The following is an 18,578-nucleotide window of genomic DNA, read 5'->3' as shown; positions in this document are numbered from 1 at the left end:
GTGACGGTCCCCGCGTCCGAGATGATCCAACCGTCGGAACCGCTCATCGCCATCACGCACCAGAGGACCCCATGCGCACCTTTCCTCCCCTCGCCCTGGCCGCCGCCCTCGCGGCGACACTCCTGCTGACCGCCTGCGACGGCGACAAGACCAGTGGCGACGACGTCAAGAACGCGGACCGGCCGGGCGCTTCGGCCTGTGCGATCGGCGACTTGGGCGTGGAGGTCGGGGCCGGTGCCGCCCCCGCCGCCGGGGACACGGGCAATGTCACCGTCACCCTCACCAACCAGGGCCGCGCATGCGTGCTGAAGGGCTTCCCCGTCGTCGACCTCTCGGCGGAGGACACCACGACGTCCGTGTCCCCGGAACAGACCGCGAAGGCCCGGCCGCTCACCCTCGGGAAGGGCGGCACCACGTCCTTCACGATCACCTACGTCCGGGGCGAGGCGGACTCCCCGAAGAGCCTCACCGTGCGGAAGGCGTCCTTCGCCCTGCCGGGCGCCACCGCGGAGGCACGCGACCTGCCGTGGTCGTACGGCGAGGTCGCCAGGAGGGACGGGAGCAGCAGCGGCGGCGCGGCGCAGGCCTCGGTGAGCGGCTTCGAGTCCTCGGGCGACTGACGGCAGGTCAGCGCAACGGCGGGCGGTGGTCGACCTGGGCGCGGTCCGCCGCCTGTGCGCCCTCCGTCCAGCCCGCCGCGTCGCGCACGCCGCGCAGACGGGTCGTGGTCGTCTCCGGGAACAGCCGGTCCAGCCGGCCGGTGACCGCCACGTCACGGGAGGCGAGGACCGGGAGCAGGTCCTGTGTCACCTGGGTCTCGGCGGCAGCCGCCAGACGGGTGCCGATGCGGTGGGCGTAGGCCGCGAGGAAGGACTGCCGGAACGTCTTGGTGCGCTTGCGGCCGCCCGCCCGCTGGGCGGCCTCCGCCTTCGTCATCGCGGTCGTGGCCTGCACGAGGAGTGAGGTGTAGAGGAGTTCGACCGCTTCCAGGTCGGTTTCGAAGCCGACGACGGTGGAGAAGCCGAGGGGCTCGTTCCACACCGCCCGGCAGTGGTTGGCGGTGGCGACGGCGTCCAGCAGCACCGCCTTGGCCTGCTCGTACGGCGGTTCGACACCGATCCGGCAGGCCCCGGGCGTCTCGGGCGAGGGCGACCGGGCCGCGAGCAGCGCCTCGTCGACACTGTGCCGGGCCATCAGCTCCTGCGCCTTGGCGCTGAGCGCCTCCGCCTCCTCCGGGAACCCGGTGGCCTCGGCCTTGGCGAGCAGGGCGCGGATCCGGCCGAGCATCCGGGACTTGGTCCTCGGCTCCCCGGGCGACTCGTCGAGGGACCCGTCGAGGGACTCCAGGGCGGGCAGGCGCAGCAGCAGGCGGTACAGCTCCAGTACGGCGGTGGCGTGCGAGAAGCGGTCGGTGCGGGGCGGGGCGTCGTCGGGAAGCTCCGCGAGCTGCGCGTTCCAGCGGCGGCCGCGCGGGCGGTCGTGCGGCGCCTGCGCGCGGATCAGTGCCGCCACCAGGTGGACGTGTACGTCGTCCAGTTCGCGCCGCACGATGCGTACGACGTCGGCCGGCTGCCAGCCGCGCCGCCATGCCGCCGCCACGAACTCCGCACCGCGCCGGGCGAGTTCGGCGTCCGCCGCCGGGTCGGACGCGAGCAGGGACGCGCCGGCGTCGAGGGCCGTCTCGCTGCTGTCGTACAGGGCGGCCTCGAACGCGCGGTCGACGGTGCTGGGCGTACTCACGGGGCCGATGGTGCCACGCCGTCATGGGCGGCCCGGAATGCGCGACCTCGTACGTCTCACTCCGCGGAATTGCGTCGTCCGAGCGCGGCGGGGCTTCGAGCATGGACCTCATGGTGGACATGTCTCTGTACGCGGCGTTCCTCGTCGCCGCCTTCGCGCTCTGCATCACCCCCGGCCCGGACATGATGTTCATCGTGGCGATGGGCGGCCGGGGCGGGCCCACCGCCGGGGTGATGGCGGCGTTCGGGGTGGCGTGCGCGATGCTCGTGCACGCGGTCGCGGCGGCGCTCGGGCTGTCGGCCCTGTTCACGGCGCTGCCGACGCTGTACCACGTGCTGCGCTGGGCGGGCGCGGCCTATCTGCTGTACCTGGCGGTGAAGGCGTTCCGGGACCGTTCGGTGCCGGGCGAGGAGGGGAGCGGCGCCGCGGGTCCGGGGATGCGGCGGGCATTCTGGCAGGGCGCGATCACCAACCTGCTCAACCCCAAGGTGATCCTCTTCAACGTGGCGTTCCTGCCGCAGTTCGTGGACCCGTCGCTCGGCCATGTCCAGGGCCAGTTGCTGCTGCTCGGGGTCACGCTCGTCGTGATGGGCTTCCTGTGGGACGGCAGCGTCGGCCTGCTCGCGGGGCGGCTGGCGACTCTCCTCAGGCGCAGTGCGCGGGTGAATCGCTGGCTGAACATCGTCTCGGGGACGGTGTTCACGGGGCTGGCCGTGCGGTTGGTGGCGACGTCTCCGAAGTAGGCGGCTTCTGACTCCCGACCGTGGGTGTCAACCCGCGGTTGACACCCGGCTGGGCGCAACCTACGGTTGACACCATGACGACGAACCCCGACATCACGTCATCCGTGCGCCTCGACGATCTGATCGCGGCGATCAAGACGGTTCACCAGGAACCCCTCGAACAGCTCCAGGACGCGGTGCTCGCCGCCGATCACCTCGGCGAGGTGGCCGACCACCTGATCGGCCACTTCGTGGACCAGGCCCGGCGTTCGGGCGCCTCCTGGACGGACATCGGCAAGAGCATGGGGGTCACCCGGCAGGCCGCGCAGAAGCGGTTCGTGCCGAAGGAGTCGGCCGACCTCGACCCGAGCCAGGGCTTCAACCGCTACACCCCCCGGGCCCGCAACACGGTGATGGCCGCGCACAACGCGGCCAAGTCCGCGCACAACGCCGAGGGCGTGCCCGAGCACCTCGTCCTCGGTCTGCTGGCCGAGCCCGACGGCCTCGCCGCGAAGGCGCTCGTCGAGCAGGGCGTCTCCCTCGACACGGTCCGCGAGGCGGCGACCGCCGCACTGCCGCCGGCCGTCGAGGACGCCCCGGAACTCGTGCCGTACGGCCAGGCCGCCAAGAAGGTCCTGGAGCTCACCTTCCGCGAGGCCCTGCGCCTCGGCCACAACTACATCGGCACGGAGCACATCCTGCTCGCCCTGCTGGAACACGAGAACGGCGAGGGCGTCCTCAGCGGCCTCGGCATCGACAAGGAGCGGACCGAGCGGTACGTGGCCGAGGTGCTGGAGAAGATCGTGCAGGCGCAGAAGGACGCGGCGGACGGGGCGTGACGCTCCGCTGAGCCACGGGCAGTCGTGCCTCCCCCAGTGCCTCAAGGGCCTGGGAGATACCCCAGGGCGGCCGGGGCCGGGGCCGGGACGGCTATCGGGGCGTTGTCAGACCCCCCTGGCACACTCGCAGCATGGCCGATCGGTGGGTGCTCGCTGCGGCCGAGGACGGTGGCGTGGACGTCGCCCCCCTCGGTCCGGACGGGCTGCCCGCCGGGCCGGTCCGGCGGGAGGCGGATCCCGCCGAGGCCGTGCGGAGCCGTCCCGGCGTCACGCGGTGGGTGTGGCGGTCCACCGCCGAGGTCTACCCGCGCCTGCTCGCCACGGGGGTGCGAGTCGAGCGGTGCTACGACATCGAGGCCGCCGAGACGCTCCTCCTCGGTCACGAGGGGCGGTACGGGGAACCACGCTCGGCCGCGGCCGCCCTGGCCCGGCTGCGCGGCGGCCCCGTACCGCCCGATCCGCCCCAGCGCTCCGCCGAACCGGGCTCCCAGTCGTCCCTGTTCGAACCACAGGGCGTCCACCTGCCCCTGGCGGATCTCCTCGCGGTCTACGCCGAGCAGCAGAAGCGGCACGCGCAGGCCGAGCACCCCGAGCGGATGCGCCTGCTGACGGCCGCCGAGTCGGCCGGCATGCTCGTGGCCGCCGAGATGAACCGCGCCGGGCTGCCCTGGCGCGCCGAGGTCCATCGCGCGGTGCTGCACGACCTGCTGGGTGAGCGGTACGCGGGCGGCGGTGAGCCGCGGCGCCTGGCCGAGCTGGCCGACGAGGTGTCCGCCGCGTTCGGCCGCCGGGTGCGGCCCGACCTGCCGGCCGACGTGGTCAAGGCCTTCGCCCAGGCCGGCATCAAGGTCACCTCGACCCGCCGCTGGGAGATCGAGTCCGTCGACCACCCGGCCGTGAAGCCCCTGATCGAGTACAAGAAGCTGTACCGCATCTGGGTCGCCCACGGCTGGTCCTGGCTCCAGGACTGGGTGCGCGACGGGCGGTTCCGGCCCGAGTTCCTCGCGGGCGGGACGGTGACCGGGGCGCTGGGTGACCAACGGCGGGGGCGGGCTCCAGATCCCCAAGGTGATCCGGCGGGCCGTGGTCGCCGACCCCGGCTGGCGGCTCGTCGTCGCCGATGCCGACCAGATGGAGCCGCGTGTCCTCGCCGCGATCTCCCGCGACCCCGGGCTGATGGAGGTGGCCGGGCGGGAGAGCGACCTCTACCAGTCCGTGTCCGACCGCGCCTTCTCCGGCGACCGCGCCCAGGCCAAACTCGCCGTGCTCGGCGCGGTCTACGGCCAGACCTCCGGCGACGGCCTGAAGAACCTCGCCGCGCTCAGACGCCGCTTCCCCCGCGCGGTGGCGTACGTCGACGACGCGGCCCGCGCCGGCGAGGAAGGCCGGCTCGTGCGGACGTGGCTCGGCCGGACCTGCCCGCCGGCGGCCCGGGGGACGGACGACACGACGGAGGAGGCCGGCATCCCGGCCACCGACGAGGAGCAGCCCGACGGCGGACAGTGGGTGCCCGGGTACGCCTCCACCAACGCCCGCGCCCGCGGCCGCTTCGCCCGGAACTTCGTCGTCCAGGGCAGCGCGGCCGACTGGGCCCTGCTGCTGCTCGCCGCGCTGCGCAGATCCTGCGCGGACCTGGCGGCCGAGCTGGTCTTCTTCCAGCACGACGAGGTGATCGTGCACTGCCCCGAGGAGGAGACGGAGACGGTCGTCGCGGCGATCCGCGAGGCGGCTGCCCTGGCCGGCCGGCTGACCTTCGGGGAAACGCCGGTGCGGTTCCCGTTCACGACGGCGGTGGTGGAGTGCTACGCGGACGCCAAATAGCCGAGAGCCCGAGCAGCCGAACCGCCGAACCGCCGGAGTCAGGGTGTCAGTCGGCGGGCGCGAGCAGCTCGCGGAGTTCCCCGACCACCGCGTGCGCGTCCGTCCCCTCCAGCGCCGCGAGAGCCGAGCCCCACGCCTCGCGTGCCGCTCCTGCCCGCCCCTGTTCCCGTAACAGCAGTCCGTGCTGGTGGCGGGCGAGACCGCCGGTGTAGCGGTCGGCGCGGGCATCGGCCCGGTCCAGCAGCTCGGCGCACTCGCGGGCGGCCCGCCCGGTGCGGCCCAGCAGCCGCAGCGCGCGGACCAGGCCCAGCCGGGTCTGGGACTCGCCGTGCCAGTCGCCGTGACCGCCCAGGATGCGCAGGCTCTCCTCGAAGTGCGCGACGGCGGCGGCCGGTTCGCCGAGCCGCAGATGGGCGTACCCGATGTTGCAGTGCGCGGAGTGCCGGACGATCACGGCGCCGATCTCGTCCCCGATGGCGAGCGAACGCCGGTGCTGCTCGATGGCGGCCCGCGGGTCGGTGTGCTCGTAGAGGTTGCCGAGGTGGCTGTGGGTGACGGCCTCGCCGTACGGGTCGTTCAGCCGCCGTGCGTACTCCAGGCTCCGGGTCAGCGCCTCGCACGCCTCGGCGGACCGGCCGAGCCCGTCGAGCAGCAGGCCGCGGTTGTTGAGGCAGCGGCGGATCCAGGACGGGTCGTCGAGCCGTCGCCAGATGGCCAGCGCGCGGTCGTTGAGGTCCAGGGCGTCGCTCTGGCGGCCGGTCAGGAAGTGCAGTCCGGCGAGGTCGACCAGCGCATACGCCTGAGCCGCCTCGTCCCCGAGCCGCCGTGCCACGCCGAGGCCGGCCCGGCCGAGCACCTCCATCTCGGCGACGCGTCCCCTGCGGTGCGCGTAGGGGAAGATCAGCCGCACGAGCGTGGAGACGAGGCCCGCACGCCGCCGGCACGGGTCGTCCGCGTACCGCTCGACGAGAGTGACGATGTTCGCCAGCTCCCCGTCGCCCCAGGCGAAGGCCTCCTCGGGGCTGCCGAAGGGGGCGACGGTCTCGACGTGCGCCGCGTGCCCGGGTGGCTGGACCGCGGTGGGGCGGCGACGGTCGTCCTGGTCGGGCCCGGGCTCGACGATCGCGACGAGCACCCGCTCGGCGACGGCGGCGTACCAGCGGAGGGCGGTTTCGCAGGCACCGGTGTGGTCGGTGTCGTCGGCGCCGGTTTCGGTGTGGTCGGCGTCGGTGTCGTCCGCGTTGCGCACGCCGCCCTGTCCACGGGGCGTGCCGGAACCGCCGATGCCCTCCACGCCCCACTCCTGCCCCGCCGGCTCGCGGGCGAAGTCGCGGACGAGGTCGTGCGGTGCGTAGCGGCCGTACGCCGGTTCCTGGAACAGGGCCACGTCGACGAGGCGGTCCAGCGCGGCCTCGGTACGGCGTTCGCCCGTGCCGGTGAGGCGGGCGAGCAGGGGTGCGCCGTACGTGGGCAGATCGAGCGCCCCGATACTGCGGAGGGTGAGGGCCGCGTCCCGGTCGGCCTCGCGCTCGGAGCCGGCGAGCGCGTCGTGCGCGACGGCCAGGGAGCGGCGCACGCTCAGGTCGTCGTACTCGAGATGGCGCAACCGCCCTTCCGTTTCGGACAGTTGCCCGGCGAGGACCTCCGGCGTGAGGGCCTGCCGGGCGGCGAGCCGCGCGGCGACGACGCGCAGGGCCAGGGGGAGGCGGCCGGTGAGTTCGACGAGGCGGCGGGCGGCGTCCGAACCGTCCAGTCCGGCCCGGCCCGAGGCCGCGACCAGGAGCGCCGCGCTCTCCTCGTCCGACAGCGGGCCGAGCGGGAAGCGGGCGACGCCGTCGAGGGCGGTGAGCGGCGAACGGCTGGTGACGATCACCGCGCACCCGGCGCCGCCCGGCAGCAGCGGCCGTATCTGCGCGGCGCTCGCGGCGTCGTCCAGCACCAGGAGCGTGCGGGTCGGTGCGAGCAGCGAGCGCAGCAGCGCGGATGCCGCGTCGGGGCGTTCGGGGATGCGGCAGGGCTCGGCCCCGAGGTCACGCAGCAGGGCGGTGAGCGCCTGACCAGGGGTGAGAGGGGCCATGCCCGGGGTCGCACCGTGCAGGTCGAGGTAGAGCTGGCCATCGGGGAAACGTTCCGCCAACTCGTGTGCGACGTGCAGCGCGAGTGCGCTCTTGCCGACGCCGGGCATGCCGCTGATGACAGCGGTGGCGGGGAGCGTTCCCGGTGTCGTGAGGGTGCGGCGCAGGGAGTCGCGTTCGGCGGCACGTCCCGTGAAATGCGCCGGCGGCGGCGGAAGTTGAGCAGGCTGCGGTGGGGCGGACGAGGGCGACGCGGCGACCTGCAGCACCTCCACATGAGCCTCCCGCACCCCCGGCCCCGGCTCGATGCCGAGCTGGTCGACCAGCCGGGTGCGCAGATCGCGGTGGACGGCCAGGGCCTCGGCCTGGCGGCCGGTCCGGTGCAGGGCGAGCATGAGCTGGCGGTGGTACACCTCCCGCAGCGGATACTCGGCGGTCAACGCCGCCAGCTCCGGCACGAGCCCGTCCAGACGCGGGCCGCCCAGCGCCAACTCGGCGTCGTAGCGCCACTCCAGAAGCAGTAGCCGGGCCTCGCGCAACCGTCGTGCGAAGGCGTACCCGCCCACCTCGGACGGCAGCCCGGCGAGCGGTGTGGCCCGCCAGAGTCCGAGCGCGGCGGCGCACTCACGCACGACGCGCTCCCACTCCTGCCCGGCGTGCGCGGCCCGCGCCGCGGCGGCACGGGCTTCGAACACATGGACGTCCAGCTCACCCTCGTCGACCCGCAGCACGTACCCGGACGGCACGGTCCGCAGCCGCTCGGGATCGTCGAGCAACCGCCGCAACCGGGCTACGTGGTTGTGCAGCGAGGCCTGGGCGGAAACGGGCGGCGCCCCGCCCCACAGCGCGTCCTTGAGCGACTCGACGGAGACGACCCGTCCGGCGTCGAGCAGCAACGCGGCCAGCAGCACACGGGACTTGGGGCTCGCGACATCCCGGACTTCACTCCGGCCGCACCCGCCGGCGTCGTGGTACAGCACCGGCGGCCCGAGCAGCCCGAACCGCAGCCCGCGCCGCCCGCCGGTACCGTCCTCGCTGCCCGAACAGGCAGTTACCCCCATCGTGTCCCCGTCTCCCCGTGCCACCGCCCTTGACGAGTTTCCGCCCCCGGGGCAGCGGTTTTCCGCCACCTTCGTCCTCACGTTCTCCGCCGGAACGGCCCCGCACAGGCCGTGGTCCGTCCTGGTTCGGCGACTTCACGCCAATCGGCAGACGACCCAACGGCGAACCGTTGGCCACATGTTAGCGATCCGTTGGCAAACCCTGATGTGATCACTACGTCGGATCTGGCCCGGCGGCGCGCGCGTCTGGACGCGCAACTCGGGGGAGTGTCGCCGCCGCGGCCGGGTCCGGGTCCCGGTCGGCGGAGGTGAACGGCCGGGGCCCCACCAACTTCCCGCCGCCCGGCGAAGTCCTCGGCGTCAGATGACCGGCGGCCGCCCCAGCCGCGTGAGCCGCCACACCGTCCGCCAGCGCATGGGCCGCCGCTCACCCGCCGGCTCCCGTACGCCTTCCACGAATCCGCCGAACCATGCCCGCAGCCCCGCACGCGACCGGTTCCGTGCGAGGGTGAGCAGCACCCAGACGCCCAGGTGGACCGGGACGAGCGCGAGCGGCAGCCGGCGGCGGGGCCAGCCAGACCCGGTTGCGGGCGTTCACCCGGTAGTAGATGGCGTGGCGGGCGGGCGAGGTCTTCGGGTGCTGGAGCAGCAGTTCGGGCGCGTACAGGATGCGCCAGCCCGCGTCGGCCGCGCGCCAGGCCAGGTCGGTCTCCTCGTGCGCGAAGAAGAACTCGGCGGGCCAGTCGCCGACTTCGTCGAGCATGGCCATCCGCAGCGCGTGCCCGCCGCCGAGGAACCCGGTGACGTACCCGCCCCGCAGGGGGTCCGAGTTGCCGATCCGGGGCACGTGCCGCTGCTGCGTCTCGCCCAGCTCGTCGGCGATGCGGAAGCCGACGATGCCGAGCCGCTCGTCGGCGGCGTACAGCTCCTGCACGCGGCGCAGCACATCGGCGTCGACGAGCAGCCCGTCGTCGTCCAGATCCACGACGACGTCGATGTCGCCGAACTCCCGCAGCCGCGCGAGGGCCGCGTTCCGGCCGCCGGGGCAGCCGAGGTTCTCGTCGAGCTCGATCGGGGTGACCTCGCCGGGCAGCGACAGCCGCCGGGCGAACTCGGGCAGCGGGCAGCCGTTGCCGACGATGACGATCCGCTCGGGCGGCACGTCCTGCTTGGCCACGGACCGCAGCAGCGCGTCGACCTCCTCGGGCCGATTGCCCATCGTCACCACGGCGACGGCGATCCTGGGCGCCCCCATGTCCTCACCTCGTCCCGGTCGGCAACTGACGGTTGAGCGGGCGATGCTAGCCGTTCACGGTAAAGACCCTTTAAGTACGCCTGCCGGACGGTGGTGCGCCTACGCCGTCCGGCGGATGCGGCACCCGACCCGATCGGGCACAGGATGTCGGGTGCGGCAGGGTGCGCGCTGCCTAGCGTGGTGATCACGAAAGAGGAAGGAACCGAGCGTGCTGGAGCGGCTCAACCAGGCGATGGAGCACATCGAGTGCCGTCTCGACGAGTCGGTGGACGGCGCCGAACTGGCGCGGATCGCGACCACGTCGGAGTACCACCTGCGCCGGATGTTCTCCGCGCTGGCAGGCATGCCCCTGTCGGAGTACATCCGCCGTCGGCGGTTGACGGTCGCGGGCGCGGAGGTGCTCGCGGGCGACGGGACGCTGCTGGAGATCGCGGTGCGCTACGGCTACGGCTCGGGCGAGGCGTTCGCACGGGCGTTCCGCGCGATGCACGGCGTGGGTCCGGGCGAGGCCCGGCGCACCGGCGCCGCGCTCGTCTCCCAGCCCCGGCTGACCTTCCGCCTCACCGTCGAAGGGAGCAGCAGCATGCACTACCGAGTAGTGGACCGCCCGGCCTTCACCGTCGTCGGCTTCAAGGCCCGGGTACCGCTCGTGCACTCGGGCCCGAACCAGGCGATCATCGACTTCGTCCGGGGGCTCGACCAACAGGCCCTGGAGCAGCTCGGGAAGCTCTCGGACCAGGAGCCGCACGGCATCGTCGCGGTCTGCGACGACCTGGACCCGAGCCGCGCCGAGGGCACCGAACTCGACTACTACCAGGCGGCGCTCACCACGGCGTCCGCCCCGGCCGGCGCCCCCGCGGGCGTCACCACCCTGCCCGTCCCGCCCGGCACCTGGGCGGTCTTCACCACCTCCGGCCCGGTACCGCGGGCCATCCAGGAGCTGTGGCGGGACGTGTTCACCGAGTGGTTCCCGTCCAACCCGTACCGCAGCCGCCCCGGCCCGGAGATCCTGCGGACCGGTCTCTCGGCGGACGGGACGCAGGCGGACGCCGAGCTGTGGCTGCCGGTGGAACGGGAGACCAGCCGCTGAACGCCGAGAGCCCCGGGTCGGAAGCGGTCCGGCCCGGGGCTCTCGGGGGCGGCTACCGCGGCGCGACCGTCTCCGCGGTGTCCTTCCGGCGGGCCCGCTCCCGGACCAGCGAGATGGCGATCACCACCGCGGCGACGAGCACCGAGAGCAGCACCTGGCTGCGGCCGCCGCCCTCCTTGTCGTCGGTGAGCATGTAGAGGAGCACGAACGTGATCATGGCGATCGTCGCCCACGTCAGATAGGGGAACAGCCACATCCGGACGACGAGCTTCTCCGGGCTCTCGCGCAGGATGATCCCCCGCATCCGCAGCTGCGAGAAGCAGATGACCAGCCACACGAAGAGCGCGACGGCACCCGAGGAGTTCAGCAGGAACTGGAAGACCGTGTCCGGCCACAGGTAGTTGAAGCCGACCGCCACGAAGCCGAAGACCACGGAGGCCAGGATCGCGGCCTGCGGGACACCTCGCGTGTTCGTCCGCGCGAAGGACCGCGGGGCGTCGCCGCGCTGCCCGAGGGAGAAGGCCATCCGGGAGGCGGTGTAGAGGCCGGAGTTGAGACAGGACAGCACGGCGGTCAGCACGATGAAGTTCATGATCTCGCCGGCGTGCGGGATGCCGATCGAGTCGAGGGCCGCCACGTACGAGCCCTTCTTCTCGATCGCGGGGTCGTTCCACGGCAGCAGGGCGACCACGACGAGGATCGAACCGACGTAGAAGACACCGACCCGCCAGATCACGCTCCTGGTGGCCTTGGCCACCGCCCGCCGCGCGTCCGAGGACTCACCGGCGGCGAGGGTGACGATCTCGCTGCCCATGAAGGAGAAGACGACCAGCAGGATGCCGGTGAGGATCGCTCCCGGCCCGTTCGGCAGGAAACCGCCGTGCCCGGTGAGGTTTCCGAATCCCGTCGCGGCATGGTCGGAGCCGGGCAGCACACCGAAGATCGCCAGCCCGCCGAGCACGATGAAGCCCGTGATGGCGACGACCTTGATGCCGGCGAACCAGAACTCGAACTCGCCGAAGGAGCCGACCGAGGCCAGGTTCGTGGCGGTGAGGACCGTCATCACGATCAGGGCCCAGGCCCACTGCGGTACCGCCGGCACCCACCCTTCCAGGATGACGGCGCCCGCGGTCGCCTCCACGGCGAGTACGACGACCCAGAAGAACCAGTACAGCCAGCCGATCGAGAACCCGGCCCAGCGGCCGAGCGCCCGGTCCGCGTAGGCCGAGAAGGACCCGGAGGTCGGGTTGGCCGCGGCCATCTCGCCCAGCATCCGCATCACGAAGACGACGAGGGCGCCGACCAGCGCGTAGGACACCAGGATGCCGGGCCCGGCGGCGGCGATACCGGAGGCGGAGCCCACGAAGAGACCCGCGCCGATCACCCCGCCGATGGCGATCATGGACAGATGGCGGTTCTTGAGACCGGCTCGCAGGCCTGCCTGCTGCTCCGGGGGCTGACCACTGGTGGGTTGAGCGGTGTCAGGGGCCAGTGAGCCAGGGGGACGTGTAGTCATGTCGACATCCATGGGGTCGTTGGGAGTGCCGTGCTGTGCGTCAGGAGGGACGGTCGGGGCACTGACGATTCCCGGAAGCGTTCACGGTGCGGTTCGCGGAGTCCGGACGCCGTGCTGGTGACGGGGTCGTCACCGCACGTCCGCGGTGCGCTCCGTCTCCTCGTGGGAGGTGGGCCGCATCACTTGCGGAAATGGATTTGCGCAAGCGTATGGGGGGCCATGGGGCCACATGTTTGTGAAGGCTGAACAAACTCGCCCTGGAGGGCTGTACGACCGGCCAATGCGGAACCGGGTCAGCCGGTGGGCGGCAGCCGCAGCTGCAGCATGGCCAGCAGCCGCTGGTCGGGACGGCTGAGATCGAGGCCGGTCAGCTGCTCGGCCCGGCGAAGGCGGTACCGCAGCGTGTTGGGGTGCACATGGAGCTGTGCGGCCGCCGCCCGTATGTCACCGAAGGAGTTGAGGTACGTCAGGAGCGTCTCGGCGAGCCGGCCCTGGTGCCGGCTGTCGTGCGAGACCAGGGCGGTCAGCCGGGGATCCCGTATCTCGGGGCGGTCGGAGAGCAGCGTCAGTATCTCGCTGACCAGCACCTCCGCCTGGATGTCCGGCAGCGCGGCGACCGCGACGGTCACTCCGGCGCTCACCATGGCGTCGAGGATGCGGTCGGCCTCCCTGCGTGACTCGGGGACCTCCCCGAGCCCCGGCACCAGGCAGCCGACCGAGCCGCGCAGGGGCAGGCCCAGGTGGCGGCGCGCGGCGTCGGTTATCTCCTGGGTCCAGCCGCGCAGCGTGTCCGTGTCGATGCCGCGCGGCAGCTGGGGCAGCAGCACATAGATGCGGGGATCGACCTGGGTGACCAGGGCGCTGCGGTGCCGGGCGGCGATGTGCACGGAGACCAGGTTGGTGACCTCGGAGTGGGTCAGTTCCGGTGCGGCGACGCCTCCCGGGGTCTCGTACGCCTCTGTGGTCCCGTAGGCCTCTTTGGTCCCAGACGCCTCTGTGGTCCCGTACGAGAAACCCAGCACGGCGGCCGGGCGGGTGGCGTCGAATCCCAGGTGCGTGGCCAGCGGCTGCGGTCCGGTGCTGCCGTCCAGGAGTCCGGCCAGCAGGGTCCGGGTGAGCGTCACGTCGTCCGAGAGTTCCCGGCGACGGCGTACGAGATGGAGCGCCGCGACCCGGGCGGCGCCCAGCAGCGCCTGGCGCGAGCGTTCGGACAGCGGAATCGAGCCCTCCTGCACCCATATCGTGCCCAGCTGCCGGTCCCCGGACCGGATGGCCACCGCGAGCCGGCGGCGGATGCCCAGCTCGGGGTGGCTGTCGATACCGATCACCTCGTCGCTGGAGTGCAGGTGCTGGAACACGCCCCATTCGCGCAGCTTCGCCAGATACCCTTCCGGCCCCTGCCAGCCGAGGATGGAGCGCCGGCGCAGGTCGTCCGCCTCATCGGAGTCGGTGGTGCGGGAGTAGGCCAGCACCCGGTTCGCGGTGTCCTCGATGCTGACGATGCCGCTGGTGAGGATGGCGGTGGTCTGGGCGAGCGAGAACAGGTCGCCCTCCTCGGTCCCCATGCCGGGCTCGCCCGGCGGTGCGTCGTCGAGGGCGGCCCGGGCCAGCGCGTTCACCTGCTCCCAGCGTGCTTCGCTGCGCAGCGAGAGCAGGGCGACCCCGGCCTCGGCGGCGGTCTCGCTGAGCGCCGCGGCCTGGCCCGGCCCGTCCAGCTTGACCACGACGGCGGCGGCTCCGTCCCGCCCGGCGGCCCGCAGCGCGGGAAAAGCGGCCCGGCCACGGGCACCGATCACGAGAACCAGCTCGCCCGGCTGTGCGGTCGGCGGATCCTCGGGGTCGAGCAGCGAGACCCCGCGGATCTCGACGTCCAGCCCGGCGGGCGCGGCCTGCACCTCCACCAGCGAATCCCCCAGCACCATCAGCAACTGACGCAGGCCGATGCTCGCTGCGGTGGGAGACACTGCGGCCGGATCCATGATCGTCGCCTCTGCTGGGAGCCATGCCGGAGCTCCGATGCTATCCGCCGCCGCCGGCGCCCGGCGCCCATGTCGACGCCGTGGGCTGCCGACCGCCCGCGACGAGGGACTGATCGGATCACCGCAGGCCGGCGAAGCCCTCCACCTGCTCGGCGATCAGCAGCACCAGCCCCTCGGGGTCCTCACGGTGCGGATCATGGCCGGTGGCCATGGAGGCGGTGGTGACCAGCGACGACTCGGCGTCCAGCCGCGCCAGCTGCTCCTTGAGCCCGGCGAACCCCGCGCTCCACGCCTGCCCCGCCGGTTCCCGGAACAGCATCGCGTACTCGCTGCCCAGGTCGCCGGTGACCACGAGGAGGGGGCACCGGGCCGCGCGATAGGTGGCGAACAGGTCGAGGGCGTCGATCGCACGCATGATCTCGCGCAGCTCGTCATCCAGGCCCTTGGCCATGTCCTCCAGCTCCTCGGCCAGGTGGCCGAAGGCCCAGTCGGCCGACACCTCGTCCATGCCGAGCAGTTGGTCGGGGCGGGTGGGGTTGCCGTGCCCGTCCAGGTTCACGGCGAGCCGGCATTCCGGGTGCTCCGTGGCCCAGACCGCCGCGACCATGCCGCCGAGCGAATGACCGATGACGATGGGCTTCGACAGCCCCAGCGCCTCCACGACGGCCGACACATCGTCCGCCGCGGCGCTCCACGACCAGGGAGCGGACCCCGAGTCCCCATGGCTCCTGAGGTCCATCGCCACCGGCCGCAGCCCGTTCTCCAGCAACACGGAGGCGAAGGGGTCCCAGTCCTCGGCCGTCCGTCCCCCGCCGTGCAGCAGGAGTACGTCCTGGCCGCCGCCCCCGTAGTCGCGCACGGAGAGGGGCAGGTCGCCCGTCTTGGTCACACTCGTCATGACGTCCATTCCTCGGCACGGTAAGGGCATACCGGCGTCCGGTGCGCTGCAATTTCGCACGAGCTCAGCGCTGGTCACGAGAGGGGTCGGACTCCAACGGACGACGGTGGACACCTCCGGACGACAGAGCAACCGAGACCGCAACTGAGAGCGTCGCTTCTGCCGACTTGGCCCTGTCTCAGGGCTGGAGGTCAGTCAGCGTTGCGTGGGCGACGGCGAGGAAAGCCGACCGACTCGCGAGGGATCAAGGCATGGGCCAGACCTCCACGTCGACGCAGGCGATGGCGCCCTCATACAGCGAGTGATCATGTTTGGCTTCGGATGTGCCGAAGGCGAGAACGCGATCGTGACCTTCCGTTACTGGTCGGTCGCCGACCTGAAAAGCGCCCCTCACGAAACAGTAGCGCGAGGCATTTTATTTCGAAAATAAAGCGGTCCGGCGATGCGCCAAAAAAATAGGATGAAGCCTCACGCCACTACGCGTTGAGATGCGGGCCGCTGCGAACAGGATTAGCATTAAAACCATGACTACAACACAGACACGAGACGCCATCTACTACGTCGTAGAAGGCGACACCCTCTCCGAGATAGCCGAGTTTTTCGGGACCACGGTCGCGAAGCTCCAGCAGCTGAACAACATTGCTGACCCCGACGTGATCCGCGTCGGGCAGCGTCTGGTCATCTCCCATTCAGGAAACGGCTTCGTTCCGTTCCCCGGAAAGCGATGGTTCCAACGTCACCCGAACAACAAGGTCGTCCTCGCGATGGCTCGCCGCCTGCAAAAGGAAGGCTGTGGCACCTATCATGCGCCAGAGCCGGACACGAAGTGGTCGCCGGCGGACCAGGCCTCGTACAAGAAGTTTCAGGAAAAGAATGGGTTCAGCGGCCCCGACGCGGACGGTATCCCGGGGAAGCTGACATGGGACAGGCTCAAGGTTCCCACGCCTTCCGCCTGACCGCGACGGCGTGAATTCACCGACACGAAAGAATGCCGGATGGATCACGTCCCGAGAAGAACCAAAACAAGGCCGGTCGGCTCATAGTCGACCGGCCTTATTGAGCGATGAGGCGACTTCCGCTTTGCTGGTCGCGCTTGTTTGCTGCTGTTGGCGTACGCCACACCTGATCAGGTGCTGGGCGTGTTCGGGGTCTTGCTGGTCGCTGAATCAGTGGCGTGCGACTTCCAGTGCTGCGATCACGGCCGCAGGATCGCCGTCGTACGCGAGGTGCAGTTCATCCGACTCGGGAGGGACGAAGCGGGTGCGGTACCGCTGACAAGCACCGGGGTGGCGTCGGCGTCGGTCGCGATGGCTCGCCACCGGTCGCGGTCGTCCGGGGTCCAGAAGCCATGGTCAACTACGACATCATGCCCCGCCTGCCCGTCTTCGTTCCGCTGCTGGTCGAAGGCAGCGCAGGACGAGATGCGAACCGCCGCCGGGGAGCTGTGGCAGGAAGATCACGTCGTGTTCTCAAGGCCGGACGGGCGCCCGCTCGACCCTCGCGCCGACTACGAGGAGTTCAAGGAACTGCTCGCAGAAGCGGGCGTCGACGATCCTGGACGAGCTGGGCGTGGACATACCCACCATCTGGAGATTGGTCCCACTGAGACCAGAACTGAGACCGCCGGCACCCGAGCGGCCCGCTCACGGCGCCGCCGCCGCATCCGCTGCACGAGAAAACCCGACGTAGGAACGTTCCTAGGTCGGGTTCTCAGTGGAGCCGCCTTCGGGATTCGAACCCGAGACCTACGCATTACGAGTGCGTTGCTCTGGCCATCTGAGCTAAGGCGGCGCGCTGTCCGCACTATGGTGCGATCAGCAACGACGGTAAGTCTACACAGTTTCCGGGGGTGCTCCGTACCAGCCCCGGAGGCGGGCCCTCCGGGGCTCGGCACAGGCCTATGAGCAGCGTTTGCCGTCCGTGGGAGGGGTGCCGCGGAGCAGGTAGGCGTTGATCGTCCGGTCGACGCAGGAGCTGCCGCGGCCGTACGCCGTGTGGCCGTCGCCCTCGTAGGTGAGCAGGCGGGCCGAGGAGAGCTGACGGGCCAGGGCCTGCGCCCAGCGGTACGGGGTCGCGGGGTCGCGCGTCGTGCCCACCACGACGATCGGGGCGGCGCCCTTCGCCTCGATGCGGTGCGGCTCGCCCGTGGCCTGCACGGGCCAGTACGCGCAGTTCAGGGAGGCCCACGCCAGGCCCTCGCCGAAGACCGGGGACGCCTTCTCGAACTTGGGCAGCGCCCTGCGCACCTCGTCGGGGGTGTCGAAGGCGGGCGGCAGATCGAGGCAGTTCACGGCCGCGTTGGCGAACATCAGGTTGCTGTAGCCGCCGTCGGCGTCCCGCTCGTAGTAGCCGTCGGAGAGGGCGAGGAGCCCGGAGCCGTCGTTCTTCTTCATCGCGGACGTCAGCGCCTCGCGCAACTGCTGCCAGGCGCCCTCGTCGTACATGGCCGCGATCACGCCCGTCGTGGCGAGCGACTCGGTGAGGCGGCGGCCGTCGCGGGCGCCGGTGGCGGCCGGCCGCGCGTCCAGCTTCTCGAAGAACGCCTTGAGACTCCGGCCGACCCGCTCGGGCGAGGTGCCCGCGCCGCCCAGCGGGCAGTCCGCGTGCCGTACGCAGTCCCGCGCGAACGACCGGAACGCCGTCTCGAAGCCCGCCGTCTGTTCGAGGTTGAGCCGCCGCGCGGGCAGCGACGGGTCCATCGCGCCGTCCAGCACCAGCCGGCCCGCCCGGTCCGGGAAGAGCCCGGCGTACGTCGCGCCGAGGAACGTCCCGTAGGAGGCACCGACGTAGTTCAGTTTCTCGTCGCCGAGCACCGCCCGCACGATGTCCATGTCCCGGGCCGCCTCCACGGTGGACACATGGCGCAGCAGCCGGGGCGAGTCCGCGCCGCAGCCCTCGGCGAACGTCCGGTACGCCGTGACCAGCCCGTCGGTCTCCCTGGCGTCGTCGGGCGTACTGTCCGTCTGCGTGTACCTGTCCATCCCCGGCCCGTCCAGACAGGTGACGGGCTCGCTGCGGGCCACGCCGCGCGGGTCGACCGCCACCATGTCGTAGCGGGCCCGGATCTCGGCCGGGTAGCCGATGCCGGCGTACGCCTGGACGTAGCCGATCGCCGAGCCGCCCGGCCCGCCGGGGTTCACCAGCAGCGAGCCCAGCCGCTTCCCCGGGCCCATGGCCTTCTTGCGGGCGACGGCGAGCCGGACGTCTCCGGCGGCGGGCTCGGCGTAGTCGAGCGGTGCCTTGATCGTGGCGCACTCGAAGCCCGGGACGCCGCAGCCGCGCCAGGCCGGCTTCTGGGCGTAGTACGACGTGAGCGCCGCGGGGGTGGACCGCGGCAGCGCGACCAGTGCCGCCTCCTCCGCCGCGGCCGTGGCGGACGTCGTCGAGCTCCCGGAGGAGCAGGCGGAGACGAGCACCGCGGCCGTGGCGAGGAGGCCGGCCGCGGTCCTGGCTCCGCTGCGGGTCCGGCGGTGCAGGCCGCCGGAGCGGTCGCCGGAGCGGGGAGTGCGCCTTGTGTCCATCCAGCGATCGTAACTCTGAGCGATGGAATGGATGCCCTGCGTGCGTGTCGTGCCTCGTACG

General features: G+C 71.9%; 11 protein-coding genes, 1 tRNA gene and 3 pseudogenes. 7 read left to right on the top strand and 8 right to left on the bottom strand.

What is annotated here, in order from left to right; translation table 11 throughout:
- Nucleotides 1–71 precede the first annotated feature (71 nt).
- The gene (locus QF034_RS22695; RefSeq protein ID WP_307176692.1) at nt 72–620 is read left to right on the top strand and encodes a DUF4232 domain-containing protein; all 549 of its coding nucleotides are present in this window, start codon (nt 72–74) and stop codon (nt 618–620) included.
- Nucleotides 621–627: 7 nt separating this feature from the next.
- On the opposite strand, the gene QF034_RS22690 is transcribed toward QF034_RS22695, so the two are convergent.
- Entirely contained in the window at nt 628–1,740 is a 1,113-nt protein-coding gene (locus QF034_RS22690) for a DUF2786 domain-containing protein (RefSeq protein ID WP_307176691.1), read from the bottom strand.
- 110 nt (nt 1,741–1,850) lie between these two features.
- Here QF034_RS22690 and QF034_RS22685 point away from each other — a divergent pair, with 110 nt between their 5' ends.
- The 3 genes and pseudogenes from QF034_RS22685 (at nt 1,851) to QF034_RS22675 (ending at nt 5,122) form a co-directional block, all read left to right on the top strand.
- On the top strand, nt 1,851–2,483 hold the full coding sequence (locus QF034_RS22685) for a LysE family translocator (RefSeq protein WP_307176690.1): 633 nt from the start codon (nt 1,851–1,853) through the stop codon (nt 2,481–2,483).
- A gap of 74 nt (nt 2,484–2,557) precedes the next feature.
- The gene (locus QF034_RS22680; protein ID WP_307176689.1) at nt 2,558–3,301 is read left to right on the top strand and encodes a Clp protease N-terminal domain-containing protein; all 744 of its coding nucleotides are present in this window, start codon (nt 2,558–2,560) and stop codon (nt 3,299–3,301) included.
- Between the two features lie 131 nt (nt 3,302–3,432).
- Nucleotides 3,433–5,122: pseudogene (locus QF034_RS22675) on the top strand (bifunctional 3'-5' exonuclease/DNA polymerase).
- Between the two features lie 46 nt (nt 5,123–5,168).
- Here QF034_RS22675 and QF034_RS22670 read toward each other — a convergent pair.
- A complete protein-coding gene (locus tag QF034_RS22670) occupies nt 5,169–8,258 on the bottom strand; it encodes an AfsR/SARP family transcriptional regulator (protein WP_307176688.1) in 3,090 nt (1,029 codons plus the stop codon).
- Between the two features lie 360 nt (nt 8,259–8,618).
- Nucleotides 8,619–9,513, bottom strand: a pseudogene (locus QF034_RS22665) (glycosyltransferase family 2 protein).
- A 208-nt stretch (nt 9,514–9,721) separates the two neighbouring features.
- On the opposite strand from QF034_RS22665, the gene QF034_RS22660 reads away from it, so the two are divergent.
- A complete protein-coding gene (locus QF034_RS22660) occupies nt 9,722–10,603 on the top strand; it encodes an AraC family transcriptional regulator (RefSeq protein ID WP_307176687.1) in 882 nt (293 codons plus the stop codon).
- 52 nt (nt 10,604–10,655) lie between these two features.
- Here the strand turns inward: QF034_RS22660 and QF034_RS22655 are convergent, their stop codons facing one another.
- The 3 genes from QF034_RS22655 to QF034_RS22645 all read right to left on the bottom strand — a co-directional run bounded on the left by QF034_RS22655 (nt 10,656) and on the right by QF034_RS22645 (nt 14,996).
- Nucleotides 10,656–12,119 carry an amino acid permease gene (locus tag QF034_RS22655; protein ID WP_307176686.1) on the bottom strand — a complete coding sequence of 488 codons (1,464 nt, stop codon included), beginning with the start codon at nt 12,117–12,119 and terminating at the stop codon, nt 10,656–10,658.
- A gap of 293 nt (nt 12,120–12,412) precedes the next feature.
- Nucleotides 12,413–14,041, bottom strand: a complete 1,629-nt coding sequence (locus QF034_RS22650) for a PucR family transcriptional regulator (RefSeq protein ID WP_307179953.1) — start codon at nt 14,039–14,041, stop codon at nt 12,413–12,415.
- A gap of 175 nt (nt 14,042–14,216) precedes the next feature.
- Nucleotides 14,217–14,996 (bottom strand): alpha/beta fold hydrolase, encoded by a 780-nt coding sequence (locus tag QF034_RS22645; RefSeq protein WP_307176685.1) that lies wholly within the window; start codon nt 14,994–14,996, stop codon nt 14,217–14,219.
- Between the two features lie 524 nt (nt 14,997–15,520).
- Between QF034_RS22645 and QF034_RS22640 the strand changes: the two genes are divergently transcribed.
- Entirely contained in the window at nt 15,521–15,952 is a 432-nt protein-coding gene (locus tag QF034_RS22640) for a peptidoglycan-binding protein (protein ID WP_307176684.1), read from the top strand.
- 447 nt (nt 15,953–16,399) lie between these two features.
- A pseudogene (locus QF034_RS41800) lies at nt 16,400–16,546 on the top strand (tyrosine-type recombinase/integrase); the annotation flags it as partial.
- A 164-nt stretch (nt 16,547–16,710) separates the two neighbouring features.
- Here QF034_RS41800 and QF034_RS22635 read toward each other — a convergent pair.
- Nucleotides 16,711–16,787: transfer RNA gene (locus QF034_RS22635), tRNA-Thr, on the bottom strand.
- 107 nt (nt 16,788–16,894) lie between these two features.
- Nucleotides 16,895–18,517, bottom strand: a complete 1,623-nt coding sequence (locus QF034_RS22630) for an alpha/beta hydrolase (protein ID WP_307176683.1) — start codon at nt 18,515–18,517, stop codon at nt 16,895–16,897.
- Nucleotides 18,518–18,578: the final 61 nt, after the last annotated feature.

It is taken from the genome of Streptomyces africanus (assembly GCF_030816955.1).
GTDB classification, from domain to species: domain Bacteria; phylum Actinomycetota; class Actinomycetes; order Streptomycetales; family Streptomycetaceae; genus Streptomyces; species Streptomyces africanus.
This window is presented reverse-complemented; position numbering and strand designations above follow the sequence as displayed.

Bases quoted from the DNA above. Each gene is read 5' to 3' on its own strand.
- QF034_RS22695 (WP_307176692.1), top strand. From the start codon at position 72: ATGCGCACCTTTCCTCCCCTCGCCCTGGCCGCCGCCCTCGCGGCGACA.
- QF034_RS22685 (WP_307176690.1), top strand. From the start codon at position 1,851: ATGGTGGACATGTCTCTGTACGCGGCGTTCCTCGTCGCCGCCTTCGCG.
- QF034_RS22680 (WP_307176689.1), top strand. From the start codon at position 2,558: ATGACGACGAACCCCGACATCACGTCATCCGTGCGCCTCGACGATCTG.
- QF034_RS22670 (WP_307176688.1), bottom strand. From the start codon at position 8,258: ATGGGGGTAACTGCCTGTTCGGGCAGCGAGGACGGTACCGGCGGGCGG.
- QF034_RS22655 (WP_307176686.1), bottom strand. From the start codon at position 12,119: ATGACTACACGTCCCCCTGGCTCACTGGCCCCTGACACCGCTCAACCC.
- QF034_RS22650 (WP_307179953.1), bottom strand. From the start codon at position 14,041: ATGGTGCTGGGGGATTCGCTGGTGGAGGTGCAGGCCGCGCCCGCCGGG.
- QF034_RS22645 (WP_307176685.1), bottom strand. From the start codon at position 14,996: ATGACGAGTGTGACCAAGACGGGCGACCTGCCCCTCTCCGTGCGCGAC.
- QF034_RS22640 (WP_307176684.1), top strand. From the start codon at position 15,521: ATGACTACAACACAGACACGAGACGCCATCTACTACGTCGTAGAAGGC.
- QF034_RS22630 (WP_307176683.1), bottom strand. From the start codon at position 18,517: ATGGACACAAGGCGCACTCCCCGCTCCGGCGACCGCTCCGGCGGCCTG.